Origin of the sequence: Bacteroides luti (genome assembly GCF_900128905.1) — a bacterium.
Taxonomy (GTDB): domain Bacteria; phylum Bacteroidota; class Bacteroidia; order Bacteroidales; family Bacteroidaceae; genus Bacteroides; species Bacteroides luti.
This window is the reverse complement of sequence record NZ_FQTV01000004.1, coordinates 73,949-92,209: the sequence shown is the minus strand read 5'-3', so window position 1 is coordinate 92,209 and position 18,261 is coordinate 73,949. Positions and strand designations below refer to the sequence as shown.

Sequence of the window (18,261 nt, the reverse complement as noted above, 5' to 3'; positions counted from 1 at the left end):
ATAATTGATTATTAATCAAATAGTGATATATTATAATTTGTGCTCAGCTAAATAACGCTCCGCTTCAATCGCAGCTTTACATCCGCTTCCGGCAGCTGTTGTAGCTTGTCGGTATACAGGATCTGCTACATCGCCGGCTGCGAATACTCCTGGAACTTTAGTACGCGGGGTATCACCTTCTGTAATAATGTATCCAACAGGATCGGTATCAAGATAAGGAGCGAATATTTCAGAGTTTGGCTTGTGACCAATTGCTAAAAAGAAACCGTCGATGGCTATGTCATAACGTTCTTCATCTGCTTCTCCCATGCGTTTTACAACATGCGCACCTTCTACTCCGTTTTCTCCGAAGAGACCTAAAGTGTTATGCTCGAACAGAACTTCTATTTTCTCGTGATTTAATACACGTTCCTGCATAATTTTAGATGCTCTCAGGAATGGCTTACGAACAATCAGATATACTTTCTTAGCCAATCCTGCTAAATAGATGGCTTCTTCGCAAGCTGTGTCACCTCCACCCACTACTGCAACTACTTTTTTCCGGTAAAAGAATCCATCACATGTAGCACATGCACTAACTCCCATTCCGGCATATTTCTTTTCATCTTCCAGTCCCAGGTATTTAGCAGTAGCACCGGTAGCAATAATGATAGTATCTGCTTCGATAACTTTTTCACCTTCAATCGTAATCTTGTAAGGAGCTTTACTAAGGTCAGCAGCAGTAGCTAGTCCGGTCCTGATGTCGGCACCGAAACGAGCTGCTTGTCTTTTCAAGTCATCCATTAATTGGTTACCATCTACTCCATCCGGATAACCAGGAAAGTTTTCAACTTCTGTTGTAGTTGTTAGCTGTCCTCCAGGTTGTAATCCTTCATATAGGATAGGAGATAAGTTTGCTCTTCCAGCATAAATAGCTGCTGTATATCCTGCCGGTCCAGAACCGATAATCAGGCATCTTGTTCTTTCTATATTTTCCATTTTGTTTTTTATCTTAAGTCAATAATTTCTGCATTTGGATATTTCTTTTTATTAAACTGAAACAAAGAGTCCGAATATGATTGTTTCGTTTTATAGCTTGTAATAGTTATTTCACTATTGTTGTTAGGCTGCTCTAAAGTAATATGTTGAGGTTGATAATTACTTTTTGAGATTAGCAGGACAATACGTGAAAATGCTTTTTTCTTATTTTCCGGAGTCAGAGTAATTTTATAATTGTTACCTACTACGCCGTTTAATTTATAATTATATCCATTTTTATAAATATTAAGTAAGGCATAAGGATTCATACTTTGCAGTTCGTCTTCAGTAGGTAAGCTGATGTTTACTTCATCACTATGTTTAAGATAGCTCCATTGAGTTTTTCCATCAAACCAAGTTGTAGCATCATTTGTGTCTAAAAAGAACTTTCTATTCTTTAGCTGCAGTACACCATTTATCTGATTACCTCCCGATTTAATTCTGAAAGTAGCTTTTATACCTCCTGCTTTAGCAAAAGCAGCCGATGTTTCGTCAAGAATCTTTTTAGCTTGTGCATCTTTTTGCGCAAAGCAAGGCAAGATCAAAGCACTAATAAGCAATGTAATGATATACTTTTTCATTGTTTTATTCTTTGTTTTTTTTATGCTAAATAAAAGACTATTGTCTCAAATTACCCAATCGCATTTCCAAGTCGGTTTCGTCAATGCACATAACCTGGCGGGCTTTACTTCCCTCTGACGGACCAACAATTCCAGCTTTCTCCAATTGATCCATAATTCTGCCGGCACGATTATATCCGATAGAGAATTTTCGTTGTATGAGTGATGTAGAACCTTGTTGGTGAATTACAACCAGTCGAGCTGCATCCTCGAACATTGGATCGAGACGGTTCATGTCAACATCTCCAACAGTACTTTCACTCTCTTCTCCTACATATTCAGGCAAGTAGAATGCTGTAGTATATCCTTGTTGACGAGAAATATAATCGGTGATTTTTTCTACTTCAGGAGTATCAACGAATGCACATTGTACACGAACCGGATCACTTCCTTGTAAGAAAAGCATATCCCCGCGACCAATAAGCTGATTAGCTCCCGGACGGTCGAGAATTGTACGTGAGTCCATCATTGACGACACACGGAATGCAACACGAGCCGGGAAGTTGGCCTTAATTGTACCGGTGATAATATTTGTAGTAGGACGTTGAGTGGCAATAATCATGTGAATACCTACGGCACGTGCCAACTGAGCAATACGTGCAATTGGAAGTTCAACTTCTTTTCCGGCAGTCATAATCAAGTCACCAAACTCATCTATAATCACTACAATATATGGCATAAACTTATGTCCCTTTTCCGGATTTAGTCTACGATTTATAAACTTCTCGTTATATTCCTTAATATTACGAGTGTGTGCCTTTTTAAGCAAATCGTAGCGGGTATCCATCTCAATACAAAGAGAATTCAGTGTATGCACAACCTTGGTAAAGTCTGTAATAATGGCCTCTTCGCCATCAGGTAATTTAGCAAGAAAATGCTTTTCTACAGTTGAGTAAATGCTAAATTCTACCTTCTTTGGGTCGATCAAAACAAATTTCAGTTCAGCAGGATGCTTTTTATAAAGTAAAGATGTAATAATAGCATTTAATCCTACAGATTTACCCTGTCCGGTAGCTCCGGCCACAAGTACGTGAGGCATCTTACAAAGGTCTACCATGAAAATTTCATTGGTAATGGTCTTACCAAATGCAATAGGGAGATCAAATGTCGATTCTTGAAACTTTCGGGATGAAATGATTGAATGCATGGAAACAATCTTTGGATTGGAGTTTGGAACTTCAATACCAATGGTTCCTTTTCCTGGAATTGGTGCAATGATACGAATACCTAATGCAGAAAGACTAAGAGCGATATCATCTTCCAACCCGCGAATCTTGGAAATACGTACACCTGCTTCAGGGGTAATTTCGTATAAAGTAACTGTAGAACCTACAGTTGCTTTAATTGAACTTATTTCAATACCGAAACTTCTTAGCGTACTGATAATCTTATCTTTGTTGGCAGTCTGTTCTTCCATATTAATGGCAGGCTCATTGTTATCGTACCGCTTCATCAAGTCCAGACTTGGATGACGGTAGTTCTCCAAATCAAGTGTAGGATTATACTTCCCTAAATTAGAGGCATCATAAGTTTCATCATCACTGGATTGTGCAGATTCTATTTTGAATTCTGGTTCTTTATCTTCAGTTTCCTCATCATTTTCTTCAGTAAATTCTGGAGATTCTATTTCCTCTTCATTTACTATGTTTGATTTTACCCAATCTTCAACAGGTGCTTCTTCGATAGGTGCAGGGGGTATAGTTTCCATGGGCTTAGATACTGCTTTTTGTTCAAAACTACGGTCTAGCTTGAAATTTACAGTCTTAGGCTCAGGATTGGTAAATTCTAGTGTGTCGTCTTCTGCAACCAAAGCTTCTTCTTTCTCTTTTTTCTTTCTGAAATTAAGCTGTAGTGCACGTCGGATATAGATAATAGTCTGTGTGCTTAGATAAATCAGAAAGCAAAGGGCAGTAGCTAAAAGAAGCAAAGATATGCCTGGAACACCTATTTGCGAAACCAGCCAATTGCTAACGTTGTATCCATGCAATCCTCCAAGGTAAATGAAGCTATCTTTATAGTTGTCCATGAATACAAATCCAAAAAATACAGAAAACCAGATAAGCAGCAAAGAACAGCCAATAAACCATTTCCAGATACGGAAATTACGTACTCGCATCAATTTCATACCAACTATACTCAGAAATAACAGTATAAAGTATGACGAGACTCCAAAGCATTCGTTAATTAAGTAATTTGCCATCTGAGCACCTCTCGAACCAGCATAATTTCTTATGTGGTTATTTATCGATGATAGTTGGTCTGGATTAGGATTGTCCAGAATACTTTGATCGGCTGCTCCGGTAAAAAAGAAGGAAGTAAAAGCCAGTAGTAAATAGACTGAAAAAATCACCATCATTAAACCAATAATAAAATGAAAAGTCTCATTATGAAAGGTTTTTGTTAAATTATTGGTGGAAACAGGCTCCATTGCCGGGCTCTTATCTGTTTTTTTCTTTGCCATTAAGAATTTTATTTTTATTGTTTGATTCTGCAAAAATAATAAAATAACATTAGTTGGAGATTAAGAATCAAATAAAAATTTAGCAAAAAATAATATGAATATTTTGTAGAAAAATAATGGATTTTGTACAAAACGAATAGTTTTCTTGTACAAGATGATGCTTTTGGACTAAGAAGAAAAGTTTATCGTCATATTACAGGTTCTTATCTCTCAGATTACTAAAAGGTGCATTGTACTTACATTTCACGTTAAAATACATTGATTTGCAGTTGGATTACTCCTTTTTTGTTAACTTTGCGGCTTAATTGAAAAGTTGTATGGAAAATAATCATCAAGTGATATTCAGCAGAGATGTTGTGGAATTTGTAACAGTGGCAGCTGAATTTTGTGCTTATCTGGAACGCGCAGAAAGTGCAAAGCGAAGTTCTTTTGTTGATACCACTCTAAAAATATTGCCATTGCTTTATCTTAAAGCATCATTATTGCCCGAATGTGAAATGGTTGGAGATGAAGCTCCGGAAACATATGTTACTGAGGAAATTTATGAATTGATGCGTATGAATGTAGCTTATGTATTAAGGGAAAAGGATGACTATCTTGAAGTTTTTCTTCCTGAAATGGCTTATAGCGATACTCCTATAAAAAAATGCATATCGGAAGATTTAGCTGATATTTATCAGGACTTGAAGGATTTTATTTTTGTTTTTCAATTGGGATATAATGAAACAATGCATGATTCATTGGCTATTTGCAAGGAACATTTTGCTTTATATTGGGGACAAAAATTAGTTAATACTTTGAGAGCCTTGCACGATGTGAAGTATAATGCTGATAATAAAGATGAAGATGAAGACGAAATTGATGATGATGAAAAGTTGAACGAAGTATTATGATTGTAAAAAGAACTATAACAAAAGACGATATATCAGAAATGCCGAAAGTAACTTTCGATGGCAAAATTATAATGATTTGTACTGAAAAAGATGCTGAACGTGCTATTGAGTTTTTGAACAAGTATGCTGTACTGGGAATTGACAGTGAAACAAAGCCGTCTTTTGTTAAGGGAAAATCACATAAAGTCTCTTTGCTGCAGGTTGCTACAGATACTCATTGCTTCCTGTTTCGCTTAAACCTGATAGGATTTCCTAAAGTACTGATTGATTTGCTGGAGAATCCTTCGATTGTAAAAGTAGGACTCTCGTTGAAGGATGATTTTTTGGCTTTGCACCGCAGAGTCTCTTTTAAACAGCAAAATTGTATCGAGCTGCAGGAATTTGTTAAACCATTCGGTATTCAGGATAAAAGTCTGCAAAAAATATATGCTATCCTTTTTGGTCAGAAAATATCTAAATCGCAACGCCTTTCTAATTGGGAGGCCGAAACATTAAGTCCGTCACAGCAACAGTATGCTGCTACAGACGCATGGACATGTCTCAAGATTTATACCTTGTTGCAAGAGTTGCATCAAACGGGTGATTATGTAAAAGAGGAAATAGTAGAACCGGTAATTGAAGAAAAAGAAAAATAAATGGCTTACAAAAAAGTTTATCTGAAATCGGGGAAAGAAGAATCGCTGAAGCGTTTCCATCCCTGGATTTTTTCAGGAGCAATTAGTCGCTTCGAGGGAGAACCAGAAGAGGGTGAAATTGTAGATGTGTATACTTCAAAAAAGGAGTTTATTGCTTTAGGTCACTTTCAGGTGGGAAGTATTGCAGTACGAGTCCTTTCTTTTAAACAAGAAGAAGTAAACCATGATTTCTGGGTTAAGAAATTAGAAGTTGCTTACGACTTACGAAAAGGGATAGGACTAGCTGGTAACCCTACCAATAATACATACAGACTGGTTCATGGTGAAGGTGATAACCTGCCAGGCTTAATCATTGATGTTTATGCCAAAACAGCTGTTATGCAAGCTCATTCAGTAGGAATGCACGTTTACCGAATGGAGGTAGCTAGTGCTCTTTCTCAAGTAATGGGAGATGCCATTGAGAATATCTATTATAAATCTGAAACAACATTACCTTTCAAGGCAGATTTAGGACAGGAAAATGGCTTTATCAAAGGTGGTAGTTCTGATAATATTGCTCAGGAATATGGATTGAAATTCCATGTAGACTGGTTGAAAGGGCAAAAAACCGGATTCTTTGTTGATCAAAGAGAGAACCGTTCTTTGCTGGAAAGATATGCTAAAGACCGTTCGGTGCTCAATATGTTTTGCTATACAGGTGGTTTCTCTTTTTATGCAATGCGTGGAGGTGCCAATCTGGTTCATTCAGTAGATAGTTCTGCTAAAGCAATTGACTTGACTAATAAAAATGTAGAATTGAATTTCCCTGGCGATGCCCGTCATACAGCTTATGCTGAAGATGCATTTAAGTATCTGGATAGAATGGGAGATCAGTACGATTTGATTATTCTCGATCCACCGGCTTTTGCTAAGCATAGAGCTGCACTGCATAATGCTTTGCAAGGATATAAGAAATTAAATGCTAAAGCTTTTGAGAAAATTAAACCGGGCGGCATATTGTTTACGTTCTCTTGTTCGCAGGTTGTAACAAAAGACAATTTCCGTACAGCAGTATTTACAGCGGCTGCAATGTCGGGTAGAAGTGTGAGGATTTTACATCAGCTTACCCAGCCTGCAGATCATCCGGTAAATATTTATCACCCGGAAGGAGAATACCTTAAAGGGTTAGTATTATATGTAGAATAAGCGTTAATAATATAAAATCTGAAACTTTCGTGTAAAATATGTTAATATATTGAATGTTTTATGTAATTTGCTATGTTACATAACATAATTCATCTATATTTGCATCATGTTTTTCATGGTATTAGATTTAAGGTTAATAAAGATTGGGTTGTCGTGATGACAGCCTTTTTTTTTATAAATACCTTTTAATAGACTCATCATCCCAAAATTATCCCTATATTTGCCACATAGTCTAAAATTGGATTCAAAGTGGATAATAAAGTAGAACTTCGGGTATTAAATATTTCCAACAGTCAGTTACAGGCAAATGCTTTCGCCTTAGTTTTGGAAGAAGTAAACGGGCCACGTCAGTTGCCTGTTATTATTGGTTCTATCGAAGCACAAGCAATTGCTCTTAAATTGAAAGGACTAACAACTCCTCGTCCTTTTACTCACGATTTATTTGTAACCTTTGCTGAATATCTTCAGACAAGACTCACACAGGTTTTTATCTATAAGGCCAGAGATGGAATATTCTATTCTTACCTTTATTTTGAGAAAGAAGATGGAGAATCGTTTAAGGTAGATTCCAGAACATCTGATGCTGTTGCATTGGCTTTACGTTTTGGTTGTCCTATTTATACGACAGAAGAAATTCTTAGCGCCGAAGGATATATTCCAGAAGTAGAAGATGAAAAAGATGAATCAGAAATGTATTGTGAAACAATTGAATCATTAAAAGAATCTCTTTCACAGGCTATTAAGGATGAGGATTATGAACTGGCTTCCGAACTACGTGATGAAATAAAGCGAATAGAAGAGGAGGAAAAACGTTTAAATCAATAAAGATTATACCCCTATAATAATGCATGTATTTTATACTCCCGACATTTTAGTCAAAAACGAGCTACCTGATGAAGAAGCTCAACACTGTCTGCGCGTATTACGATTGTCTCAAGGTGATGAGATTATGTTGACTGATGGAAAAGGCTCATTTTATAAAGCCGAAATTAGTTTGGCGACAGGGAAGAAATGTTTTGTATCTATCATAGAAACAATTCCGCAAGAGAAATTCTGGCCGTGCCACTTGCACATAGCTATGGCTCCCACTAAAAACATGGATCGTAATGAATGGTTTGCAGAGAAAGCTACCGAGATAGGTTTTGATGAACTGACTTTCCTTAACTGCCGTTTTTCGGAAAGGAAAGTGATAAAGGCGGAACGGATTGAAAAGATTCTTGTTTCTGCTATTAAGCAGTCGCTTAAAGCAAACCTCCCCGTTTTAAATGAAATGACCGATTTCGATAAATTTATTTCCCGTGATTTCCCCGGACAGAAGTTTATTGCACATTGTTACGAGGGTGAGAAACCTTTATTGAAAGATGTTCTCCGAAAGGGAGAAGATGCAGTAGTGCTGATTGGTCCCGAAGGAGACTTTAGTCCGGAAGAAGTAGAAAAGGCGCTTTCTAAAGGTTTTCAACCAATAAGTCTTGGAAAATCCCGGTTGCGTACGGAAACTGCAGCATTGGTGGCATGCCATACTATGAACCTGATGAATCAATAAAATTATATATTAGCTATGAATAAAACAAAATTCTTTTTCCGCTTATCTGTGCTGTTGATTGCAGTACTGGTACTGGGCTCTTGTTCTAAAGATAAAGAGTATACAAGAGTTATTCCTTCTAATGCCTCACTGGTTATATCGTTTGATATTCAGTCAATCATTAAGAAAAGTGGCTTGATGGATAATAAGGAATCTATAATGAAGAATCTGACTGCCTCTTTGAATAATGAAAAATTGGCAAAGATGGTTCAAAATCCTTCCGATGCGGGTTTGTCTCTCGAGAATAAAGCCTATTTTTTCGTTACGTCGAAAGAAGAACCTGCTGTATTGTTTAAAGTGTCCGATGAAGATAAACTTGAAGATGCTTTCGGACTGATGCAGAATGAAGGAATCTGTGATGCTATTGAGAGAAACGGTGATTTCTCAACTGTAATACTTCGCGGATATGGTATTTGTGCATTCGATGAAAGCACTTTGCTAGTAATAGAGACTACCAATGCCCGTTCATTGCCGGTGAAAGAACAGGTTGAGAAAATGATGCACACCACTGAAGGAGTAAGCATTGCTTCGAATAAGGGCTTCCAAAAGATGATTGAAAAGAAAAGTGATATCGGATTATATGGCTCTTTTGCTTCACTGCCTCAGCTTACATCTATGTCCATGAGTCTTGGACTTCCCGAAGATGCTGACATGCGCCAAATGATGGTGCTTGCCCAGATTAATTTCGAGAATGGAAAGGTTACTATGGAAGGTGAGTATTATACAGAAAATGAATCTTTAAAAGCATACATTAAGAAGCAATCCGATATGGGTGGAAAGATTAATCATACTTTCCTTAAACGTATTCCTGCATCCTCTCTTGCATACCTTTCCACAAATGTGAAAGGTGATAAGCTGTATGAGATGTTAATGAGTGGAGCCGAGTTTAAGAATATGGTAAGAGATTCTCGTCTAACTCCCGGATTCGATTTGAAGAAGAGTGTAAACTCATTAAAAGGTGATGTTGCTATTGCTGTAACAAATGTTAGTGCAAATGGAACTCCTTCTTTGCTGGCTTATGCCGAGGTTAGTGACCCTTCTGCAGCAGGAATTGTTTACGCATTTAAAAAAGATTTCGACGAAGTTGGCTTAACTGTTGCTACTTCCGGCAAAAATGAATATGTGGTAAAGAGTGCCATGCTTCCTTCTCCAATCCGTTTTGGAGTAAGAGGTAATTATTTCTATCTCACCAACGATGATAATCTCTATAAAAATATAGGTAAGGACGTTGCAAATTCGCTTGCAAATGCTAAGTACGAAAATATAAAGAGTGATGCAAAGGGTTACTTTGTTCTGGATATGGATAATGTAATGAAACTGCCAATGGTGAGCAATGCATTTGGACGTTTCGGATCACAAGGAAATATGGTTCAATCTATCCTTGCCGGATTCTCTTATGCTGAAGCATATAACAAAGACGATCAAAAGAGTGTGGTTAATATCTATTTTAAGAATAAAAACGAAAATGTTCTGAAGCAACTTATCACAGGATTAAAGAAAGTGCTTGGTTAGAACTGATTTTAAATTGAATTGCATCAATGAATAACATTAACTTACAGCAGACTCTACCTAATGTGTTTGCCGAACGCGAATCAATTGTTTCGGAAGTCTGGAAAAAAAATCTGGAGTTCCGCAAAGGAGAAATTTATCTGATAGAAGCGGATTCAGGTACAGGTAAGTCTTCGCTCTGTAGTTATATATATGGCTATCGGAACGATTATCAGGGAACTTTTAATTTTGATAAAGAGAACATTCGGAATCTTTCTGTTTCTAAATGGGTAGATGTCAGAAAGCACTCCCTTAGCATGCTTTTTCAGGAACTGAGACTTTTTTCAGAACTCACTGCGCTGGAGAATATTCAGTTAAAAAACAGCCTTACCGGCTATAAATCGAAAAAAGAGATTGAAACTTTGTTTGAAGCTATGGGAATAGATGATAAATATAATTCCAAAGTAGGCAAGCTATCTTTCGGACAACAACAGCGCGTGGCGTTTATCAGATCTCTTTGTCAGCCTTTCGATTTTATATTCCTGGACGAACCAATCAGTCACCTTGACGAAACCAATGGTCAGATTATGGGTGATCTTTTGATGCAGGAAGTGAAAAAGCAGGGAGCAGGCGTTATTGTAACGTCTATTGGTAAACATATTGAGTTGAACTACAATAAAATATTTAAGTTATGAAACTTGTTTGGAAACTTCTTCGTCAGCATATAAGCTTGGGGCAGTTGGGCGGATTTTTCTTTGCCAATCTTTTTGGTATGATGATTGTAGCCTTGAGCGTACAATTTTATAAAGACATAGCGCCTGTATTTACTCAAGGTGATAGCTTTATTAAAAAAGATTTTATAACCGTAACTAAAAAGATAAGCACGCTTGGCTCAATAGCCGGTGCAAACAACTCTTTTACGCAGGATGATATTGATGAGATTAAGTCTCAGTCCTTTGCAAAGAGCGTAGGTTCATTTATGCCTTCGCAGTTTTCGGTAACAGCCGGATTTGGTATGCAGGAATCAGACTTTAAACTTGCCACAGAAATGTTTTTCGAGTCAGTGCCCAATGAGTACGTTGATGTAAGTCTTGATAAATGGCATTTCGATAAGAATTCTAACTCAATCCCAATTATTATCCCTCGTAACTACCTCAACCTTTACAACTTTGGTTTTGCACAGGCACGAAGTCTTCCTAAATTATCCGAAGGATTGATGGGGATGATTAAGGTAGATCTTGTAATTCGTGCCAACGATGGACGGATTGCTAAATATAAAGGACGAATTGTAGGCTTTTCTAATCGTTTAAATACCATTCTTGTTCCGGAAGAGTTTATGAACTGGGCAAACAGTACATTCGCTCCCGGCAAGGAAGTACAGCCATCCCGGTTAATTGTAGAAGTGAAAAACCCAGCCGATGAAAAAATAGCTCAATTCTTCCAGAAAAGAGGCTACGAAACAGAAGATAATAAACTGGATGCAGGAAAAACAACTTACTTCCTGAAACTGATTACCGGTATTGTGCTGGCAGTAGGATTACTTATCAGTGTACTTTCATTCTACATTTTGATGCTTAGCATTTATTTGTTATTGCAGAAAAATACTACGAAACTGGAGAACCTCTTGCTGATAGGGTATAGCCCCGGACGAGTAGCCTTGCCATACCAGATACTTACGTTAGGGCTGAACTTCGTCGTTCTTATTTTAGCTTTATTATTGGTCGGTTGGGCGCGTTCCTATTACATGGGAGTTGTAGCATCGCTCTTCCCTCAGATTGCCGCAGGATCAATTATTCCAGCAGTAGTTATCGGAACAACACTGTTTGTTGTAGTCTCTTCAATGAATATTGTAGCCATTCGCAAAAAGGTTCAATCCATCTGGATGCATAAATCATAGAACGAAAAAAAATAAATTTATCTGCCACCTGCTACTAAATTTTAGTAAATCGCCCTGTTTAAGGGCCTTTCAGTAGGTGGCAGATAAATTATTAAAACACTTCATCTACCACCAATTTCTTCTATCTGCCACTAACTCTTTTTATAAGTCTTCGATCAGGCTTTGTTGTTATCTAAAAAGTTGAATCCAACTTAACAATTCACACAGAACTTTTTTAAATATCACGTCAGAGTTGTAAAACATTCCGGCTTACTCTGAAAAAAGTATTAATCTGCTTTTTGTATTCTTGTACAGAAGAATGCATTCTTTTGTACAAAACAATTAATTCTTTTGTACAGAACAAATATTTGTTTTGTACAACAATGCAACAATCTTATTCCTGAGAAATGCAATGCTCTTAAAGATATATTGTACACTTCACCGGCTTTGTAATCTTGCAAATAGATAAAAATGTATCGTAATACCATTTGTAGAATAAGTATAAACAGGTGGATGACTAAAATAGTAATTCGATAAAATGAATTATAAATAAAAAATAGTAACTTTGTATATACCAGTTAATTATAAATAATATAAGAATAATGAAAACACACATTTTATTGTTGTATATAATTTGTTCTGTCCTAACAATAGGATGCAAAGAAACGAAAAAGAGAGAATCACAAGGAGTTCAAATGGAAAAACAAACATTCCGTTTGCCCGAAATACCAAATACGCTTACTACTCCTCAGAGACGTGCAAAATATTTAGTTGAACATTATTGGGATCATTTTGCATTTACAGATACATCTCAGATTCAGAGTTTGGATTCTATAGAACCTATCCTTGCCGATTTTTTAGGTGTGCTTCCTCATACTTCTTATCCTATAGCATGTTCCGGTATAAAAAAGCTGATGTGTAAGGCTGAATCAAATACCTCTATTTATTCTTTTTTGAGCAAATTGGCTGAAAAATACCTATATGAATCCCATTCACCGATATATAACGAGGAATTATATCTTCCTTTTTTAGAATCTATTGTTGCATCAAAGAAAGTGGATGATACATATAAACTTACTTATCGCTATCAGTTATCCATGGTTCGCAAGAATCGTCCCGATAGTATAGCAACTAATTTTGTATACACCCTTGCTTCTGGTAAAAGTAGTACACTTGCAGGCCTTAGCAGCGAATATACTCTTCTTTTTTTTAATAATCCCGATTGTGAGTTATGTGAAGAAATCAGAGAGCAGATTATTGCTTCGCCTGTTTTAAGTTCGTTACAAAATCAGAAAAAAAATAATAAGCTGATAATTCTTTCTGTTTATACTGAAGATGAATTTGGCAGTTGGAGAAAACAATTGTGGAAATACCCCTCTAACTGGATCTGTGGATATGATAAAAAGCAGAAGATTCGTAATAGTGAATTATATGATTTGAGAGTGATACCTTCTATATATCTTTTAAACCGTGAAAAACGGGTTCTTCTTAAGAATCCTTCGTTTGCAGTACTAGAGAATTATTTTGAAAAACGATAAAATAACGGTCTGCCTTTTTATTCAAAAAGCAGACCGTTTTAAAAACAGGGTATTAACTATTGCTTGCAAGCTATTTTTTTAGTTTCAATATTCTCCAGACTTTGCACTCTAATTATATACACTCCACTTGGTAACAATATTTCCACCTTTGCAGTGTCTAAACCAGTCAGCTCTTTTAATATAGTGCCACTTAAACTAAATATTTTGATATTCTGAAGCTTATCCGATGCAGAAGTAGCTACAACCACTCTTTCTCGTTCAGGAGAATAGACTACTATATTACTTTCTTGCTGACCGATAGCTGTACTTGTAAAGTTCAGATAATAGCGACCGTGAGTATTACCAGGCATTGTTACACTAGCATTTGTTCCGTTTAATTCTGTAGCTTGATTCAATAATGCGTCATAAAGTTCCATATATCCGCCAAAGTTATCAAGACCTTTAAACGTCAGATTCACGTTGTTATTATTTTCACTATATATGCCCAAAGGTATAGTTTTTTGAGAAGACATCACATTGATACTTACCGCCTGGTTTCCTGCCATGGAGTAGAGGGTAGGGGCATCTGCCAGATTGGAGTCCATTAATACCGGAACATCTTCCTCTGAATTGTAATTGTCGGATGCATTAATATCTTCTTTAATAAGAATAGCACTTGAATAACCATCCCGTTCAGCAATAATACGCAAGCAATGTGAATTATCGGATGTATTATCTTCATTACTAATGGAACGGACAGGGGTACCCAAAGATGGTTTGGCAATTGTCATATCAGGTGTAAAAGTAATGATTGGATCGCCTGATATGGATGACTTCTTTTCTACAAAGAAAGACTGCATTGGGGCTACTGTTCCCGTTAATATTTCGCTTCCGGAAGTAGTTATCGCTCCATTGTTATCAATTGCAACTGTACTTTGTCCGGTTCCTGTTAATATCCAGAATCTTCTTTCAAAAGACGGATGTGCGTTCAGGAACTTTGCCATATCTAGTGTAGCCATAAATGGATTGCCAATTAGGTATATATTATTTGTTCCTGTATTATTTGAAAGTATTAATGATATATCCGATGCATTGTTTTCGAAAGCCAGTTTTCCATTATTGGCACGATTTATTGTTGTATTATTATTAATAATACTGCCATCATAGGAATAATAGGAATAGTTAGCATCATCTTTCGGTATACGGAACAACACTTTATCTGTACCTTCTGTACCATAAACCGGACGAATAGAAAAACCTTTACCGGAAGTATATGTTTCATCTACCTTATTATATACCTGACTCCAGTTAGCAGATATAAATGAATCATAAGTGTTTCCGTCTGTCTTAAATACTGTAGAAGAACTGTGGTCCCAACTTCGTTGATAAATAGCCGGACTGAAACGGTTATTTGTTGTACTGCTATATGTTATAGACTGGAATGCTTCTGTGTTCTGTTTCCCATTTGCCGAAGGAAGGTACATATCACCAGCTACTACACCTTTTAACGGAGAAGAAAGCATATACCAACGACCGGAAGTTAGTTCAAAATCTACCCATGCTTTATTATAGGTGAGATAATTGGTGTTTCTCATTTCGGCAGAAGGTTTGAAATAAACCTGACTGCACGTATTTCCATAGAAATTACTACAATTGTAGTTTGTTCCGTTTGCTTGCACCATCAAACTATACTCAATACTTGTTGTTGCAGCATTGGCAATTCTGTCAGTAACATCTGTATAGTTCGTATTAGTCATATTAAAATATGGCGAACCTGTTAAACTGTACAACCATGGAGCTTTTGTACTATTGGGGATTGTTACTTTTGAAAAATTCATTGGTACAAAGCCTTTATTATTGGTATCGTCTGTATAATTTGCATCTTTATACAACTCTGCTTTCAAGGAACGTCTCCAATTACCATCGTTATTCCAGTTATCGCCATTAACACCTGTCCATGTCAGATATTCGGGAACTATTTTCAGGTTAAAGGATGCTACACCGTCGCAAGGTATTTCTCCATTTGAAGAATATGCCTCATTAAAATGAAATTCTATTTTATATGTATATCCCTCTTTAACACTAATAGTTCCTGAAGAAAATTTGAATGTAAGGTAGTCGGTATCTCCCGTAGCAGGAGTAACATTTACTGTTTCTAAGGTTGCTATTATTTTACTTGGATTTAAAGAATCAACGCCTGAAATAGATGAATCATCAGTTTTTATCAGATATACATTGCTATCACTTGCCTTAATAAGATTTTTAGTATTGCTTTGGTCTGAATTTTTAAAACTATATACTGGTATTGTCAGCATTTTTGTAGAATTATTTTTTAAATCATTAAATTGGCTTAAACCAATTCTAACAGATGCAGTCTTACTTGCTCCTTCTCCACTCAATTGTATCGAAGGATTTTTGTGGTTTGCTCCTGCTGCTATAACAATATAATCACTACACAGATTTACAGTTGTGGTTGTGGATGTTGTTTCTGCTGTTCCTATTATTGGAACGGCAATAATAGTCTCTCCCTCCCTTAAAATACGGGTAATGCTTGTTTTGTTAAGTTGAAGATTTTGATTAGTGATTAAACTATTAAGTAAATTGTAGGCTGCCTGAGTGAAACTACCGCTTGCCGGAGATAATCCAGTATATGTTTTTGATGGATTAGGGTAGACTTGCCGATATAATCCTAAAGCTGTGCTTACAGACATTCCACCAGATGGAGTTGTTGTGAATTGATCTTCCGTTCCAATATACCAATCGTAGCGGCAAACTATTTCTTCGAGAGTATTTCTGTCTCTCAATTTAGCTCCGAATTCAAGCTCATTACCATAACATATTCCATTACCAGTTACCCAGCTTTCTCCGTCAACAGTAGCTGTAGAAGATCGTACGACAACAAACGGATCGCTGATCATATCACAAATACCAGTTAAGAAAACTCCCTGTGAGTTAGCAACCGACAAATAATAAGTATTGTTTATTTTCAGCATATTATTACTGGGTGCTTGAAATACGATATAACGATATGTCACATTATCAATTGTTTCTGTTTCGGTATATGCAAGTGCAGGTGTCTGGCTGTATGTAAGAGGAGGTTCTGTTCCACTTGTGAGAGCCGTCATTGCACTAAATTTTGTGCTAAATCTAACTACGCCATTATTAGTAACTGGATTTGTGTCTGTGTTGTAGTTGTAGTTTAATGTATTCTTAGAGCTATCCAGTATCTTATAGTTTGCATTTATAATAGTTCCGGTACCTGAAGTTACTTCTGTTAGACCTAAAGTAGAGAGAAGTTTACCATACTCTACTCTGAACTTTACTTTATTATTATTACTTCCGCACTCAAGTTTCATTTGACTAGCTTGCACAGATGGTTTGCTTCGGTATATACGGATATCATCTACAGCATAGTCTCCACCGGATGTGTTTTTACAGTTGTTCTCTATCTGTAATCTGTAAGATGAATATTCAATATTGGAATTAAAAGTAAACGAATAGAAAATCTGATACCATGGGGCTATTGTTGTTTTGCTGGGAATATCACCGGATGTATATCGATTAAGTTCGGTTTCATTACCACTTGCATCAACTCCAATAAAAACAAAATTCAAATCAGGGTCGGAATCGGCAGCATCTTCAGTTAAACTGCAAATTCCTGCTGAAACGAAAAGTTTAGTTCCTGAACAAAGCTCACCAATATCTAGTTTTGCAATAATACCAGGTGTCTCGGCTGCATCTACATAAAGAAAATAGCCAGCCTGATTCCCATTACTATCATAATACTTTCGGTCTCGAACTTCGCTCTTGCTATTATTGTACCAGGTATAATTGGCACTAGCATCGCTGACATTAGTAACATTGGCTGTTTTATAAAAACCATATTCATTCCATTGACTTACTTTATTGTCAAAACCACGATTTGTAGTTGCTGAAAAACCGTATGTACAAACATCCCAAGGTAGCGGACTAGCATACATATTATTAGCTGCAGTTGCAGGAACGGTATTATAATCGAAATCTAATTTACTTAATAAAAAGTAGTTATTATTTAAATAACTAATGGAACGCCTTTCATTTCCACCGGTTAAATTATCATACGGCATTGGGAGGTCAGATACAAAGTAAATAGTGAATTTAGCTATATTATAAGTGTTATAACTAGTTCTATTAGGGTTAGAAGTGTTTTGACACTTCATTGTAACTGTTATTGTCTTAGAAGTACCTGCGGCTCCTGGGGATACATAACAAAAACGCATATTTGTACTAGTAAATGCCTCAGATGCACCATTGAGTGTAAAGTTGGAATAACCGCCTTGTACTAAACCGTTATTTGGATTATATCCAAAGTAGTTGTCTGCATTGTATTTTAAACAGACTCTAGGATTATCATTCGCATTGGTTAGTTTTGCTGAAGGCATATATATAGTATATTCTTCTAGATAGCTGGTGCCAGATGAAGGATAAATTTTCAGTTTATCAGCAATTTCATATGCACTTCTTATATTGTAGATACACCGATAAGAAAGGGTTGGTTCTGTCAAAGTACTACCACTCAGATTATAGTCAGTATTTGCTGATACATCACAGGCAATAGCATCTGATGTAATATTACTTGGTACCGAATAGGTTATATTTTCGATCAGTGTTCCTCCACCATATGCAACTCTACCATTAGAGTAATCGGTACCTAAAGTTGTTGATAATAGAGTAGATTTGCTGTCTGTGTCATAATCATACCAACGATAATAGTGGTGTGGAGAAGTTGTGGTTGTAGAAGGTAAACTTAATGTAATGTTGCTATTAGGTTTAGCATAAACAGTTGTGTTATATACATGTGTTTTCTGCATATTATTCACCATATAGCCTGAATAATATCCTCCCATTTTATGGGCTACAGTTTTAGTCTGTCCTGATACATTACCTGCAAAAGCAAATATTAACAAGAAAAGGAGGCCTGATATATAATTTGTATAGTTTTTCATAT

Annotated in this window: 13 protein-coding genes; 9 read left to right on the top strand and 4 right to left on the bottom strand. The window is 36.4% G+C overall.

Features of this window, described 5'->3' with window-relative positions; all coding sequences use genetic code 11:
• Positions 1 to 30: 30 nt before the first annotated feature.
• Genes trxB through BUC21_RS04775 form a run of 3 tightly spaced genes read right to left on the bottom strand, consistent with a single transcriptional unit; the run spans position 31 to position 4,098 of the window.
• On the bottom strand, positions 31 to 978 hold the full coding sequence (gene trxB, locus BUC21_RS04785; protein WP_073399773.1) for a thioredoxin-disulfide reductase: 948 nt from the start codon (positions 976 to 978) through the stop codon (positions 31 to 33).
• A gap of 8 nt (positions 979 to 986) precedes the next feature.
• Complete coding sequence (locus BUC21_RS04780) at positions 987 to 1,598, bottom strand: outer membrane lipoprotein periplasmic chaperone LolA1 (RefSeq protein ID WP_073399771.1); 612 nt, start codon at positions 1,596 to 1,598, stop codon at positions 987 to 989.
• A 37-nt stretch (positions 1,599 to 1,635) separates the two neighbouring features.
• The gene (locus tag BUC21_RS04775) at positions 1,636 to 4,098 is read right to left on the bottom strand and encodes an FtsK/SpoIIIE family DNA translocase (RefSeq protein WP_073399769.1); all 2,463 of its coding nucleotides are present in this window, start codon (positions 4,096 to 4,098) and stop codon (positions 1,636 to 1,638) included.
• Between the two features lie 317 nt (positions 4,099 to 4,415).
• Between BUC21_RS04775 and BUC21_RS04770 the strand changes: the two genes are divergently transcribed.
• The 9 genes from BUC21_RS04770 (at position 4,416) to BUC21_RS04730 (ending at position 13,295) form a co-directional block, all read left to right on the top strand.
• Positions 4,416 to 4,991: a DUF5063 domain-containing protein gene (locus BUC21_RS04770; RefSeq protein ID WP_073399767.1), complete on the top strand. Its 576-nt coding sequence runs from the start codon at positions 4,416 to 4,418 to the stop codon at positions 4,989 to 4,991.
• The gene (locus tag BUC21_RS04765) at positions 4,988 to 5,626 is read left to right on the top strand and encodes a 3'-5' exonuclease (protein WP_073399765.1); all 639 of its coding nucleotides are present in this window, start codon (positions 4,988 to 4,990) and stop codon (positions 5,624 to 5,626) included. The genes BUC21_RS04770 and BUC21_RS04765 overlap by 4 nt, the downstream gene beginning before the upstream one ends.
• Positions 5,627 to 6,811 (top strand): class I SAM-dependent rRNA methyltransferase, encoded by a 1,185-nt coding sequence (locus BUC21_RS04760; protein ID WP_073399763.1) that lies wholly within the window; start codon positions 5,627 to 5,629, stop codon positions 6,809 to 6,811.
• A gap of 249 nt (positions 6,812 to 7,060) precedes the next feature.
• Positions 7,061 to 7,636 carry a bifunctional nuclease family protein gene (locus BUC21_RS04755; protein WP_073399761.1) on the top strand — a complete coding sequence of 192 codons (576 nt, stop codon included), beginning with the start codon at positions 7,061 to 7,063 and terminating at the stop codon, positions 7,634 to 7,636.
• Positions 7,637 to 7,655: 19 nt separating this feature from the next.
• Positions 7,656 to 8,354, top strand: coding sequence for a 16S rRNA (uracil(1498)-N(3))-methyltransferase (locus tag BUC21_RS04750; protein WP_073399759.1), 699 nt, complete (start codon positions 7,656 to 7,658; stop codon positions 8,352 to 8,354).
• A 15-nt stretch (positions 8,355 to 8,369) separates the two neighbouring features.
• Positions 8,370 to 9,905, top strand: coding sequence for a DUF4836 family protein (locus BUC21_RS04745; RefSeq protein ID WP_073399757.1), 1,536 nt, complete (start codon positions 8,370 to 8,372; stop codon positions 9,903 to 9,905).
• Between the two features lie 26 nt (positions 9,906 to 9,931).
• Positions 9,932 to 10,576, top strand: a complete 645-nt coding sequence (locus tag BUC21_RS04740) for an ATP-binding cassette domain-containing protein (RefSeq protein WP_073399755.1) — start codon at positions 9,932 to 9,934, stop codon at positions 10,574 to 10,576.
• Positions 10,573 to 11,778, top strand: coding sequence for a hypothetical protein (locus BUC21_RS04735; RefSeq protein ID WP_073399753.1), 1,206 nt, complete (start codon positions 10,573 to 10,575; stop codon positions 11,776 to 11,778). Before BUC21_RS04740 ends, BUC21_RS04735 begins: the two co-directional genes overlap by 4 nt.
• 581 nt (positions 11,779 to 12,359) lie before the next feature.
• Entirely contained in the window at positions 12,360 to 13,295 is a 936-nt protein-coding gene (locus BUC21_RS04730; RefSeq protein WP_083547599.1) for a DUF5106 domain-containing protein, read from the top strand.
• A gap of 56 nt (positions 13,296 to 13,351) precedes the next feature.
• On the opposite strand, the gene BUC21_RS04725 is transcribed toward BUC21_RS04730, so the two are convergent.
• Positions 13,352 to 18,259 carry a T9SS type A sorting domain-containing protein gene (locus BUC21_RS04725; protein ID WP_073399749.1) on the bottom strand — a complete coding sequence of 1,636 codons (4,908 nt, stop codon included), beginning with the start codon at positions 18,257 to 18,259 and terminating at the stop codon, positions 13,352 to 13,354.
• Between the last annotated feature and the right edge of the window lie 2 nt (positions 18,260 to 18,261).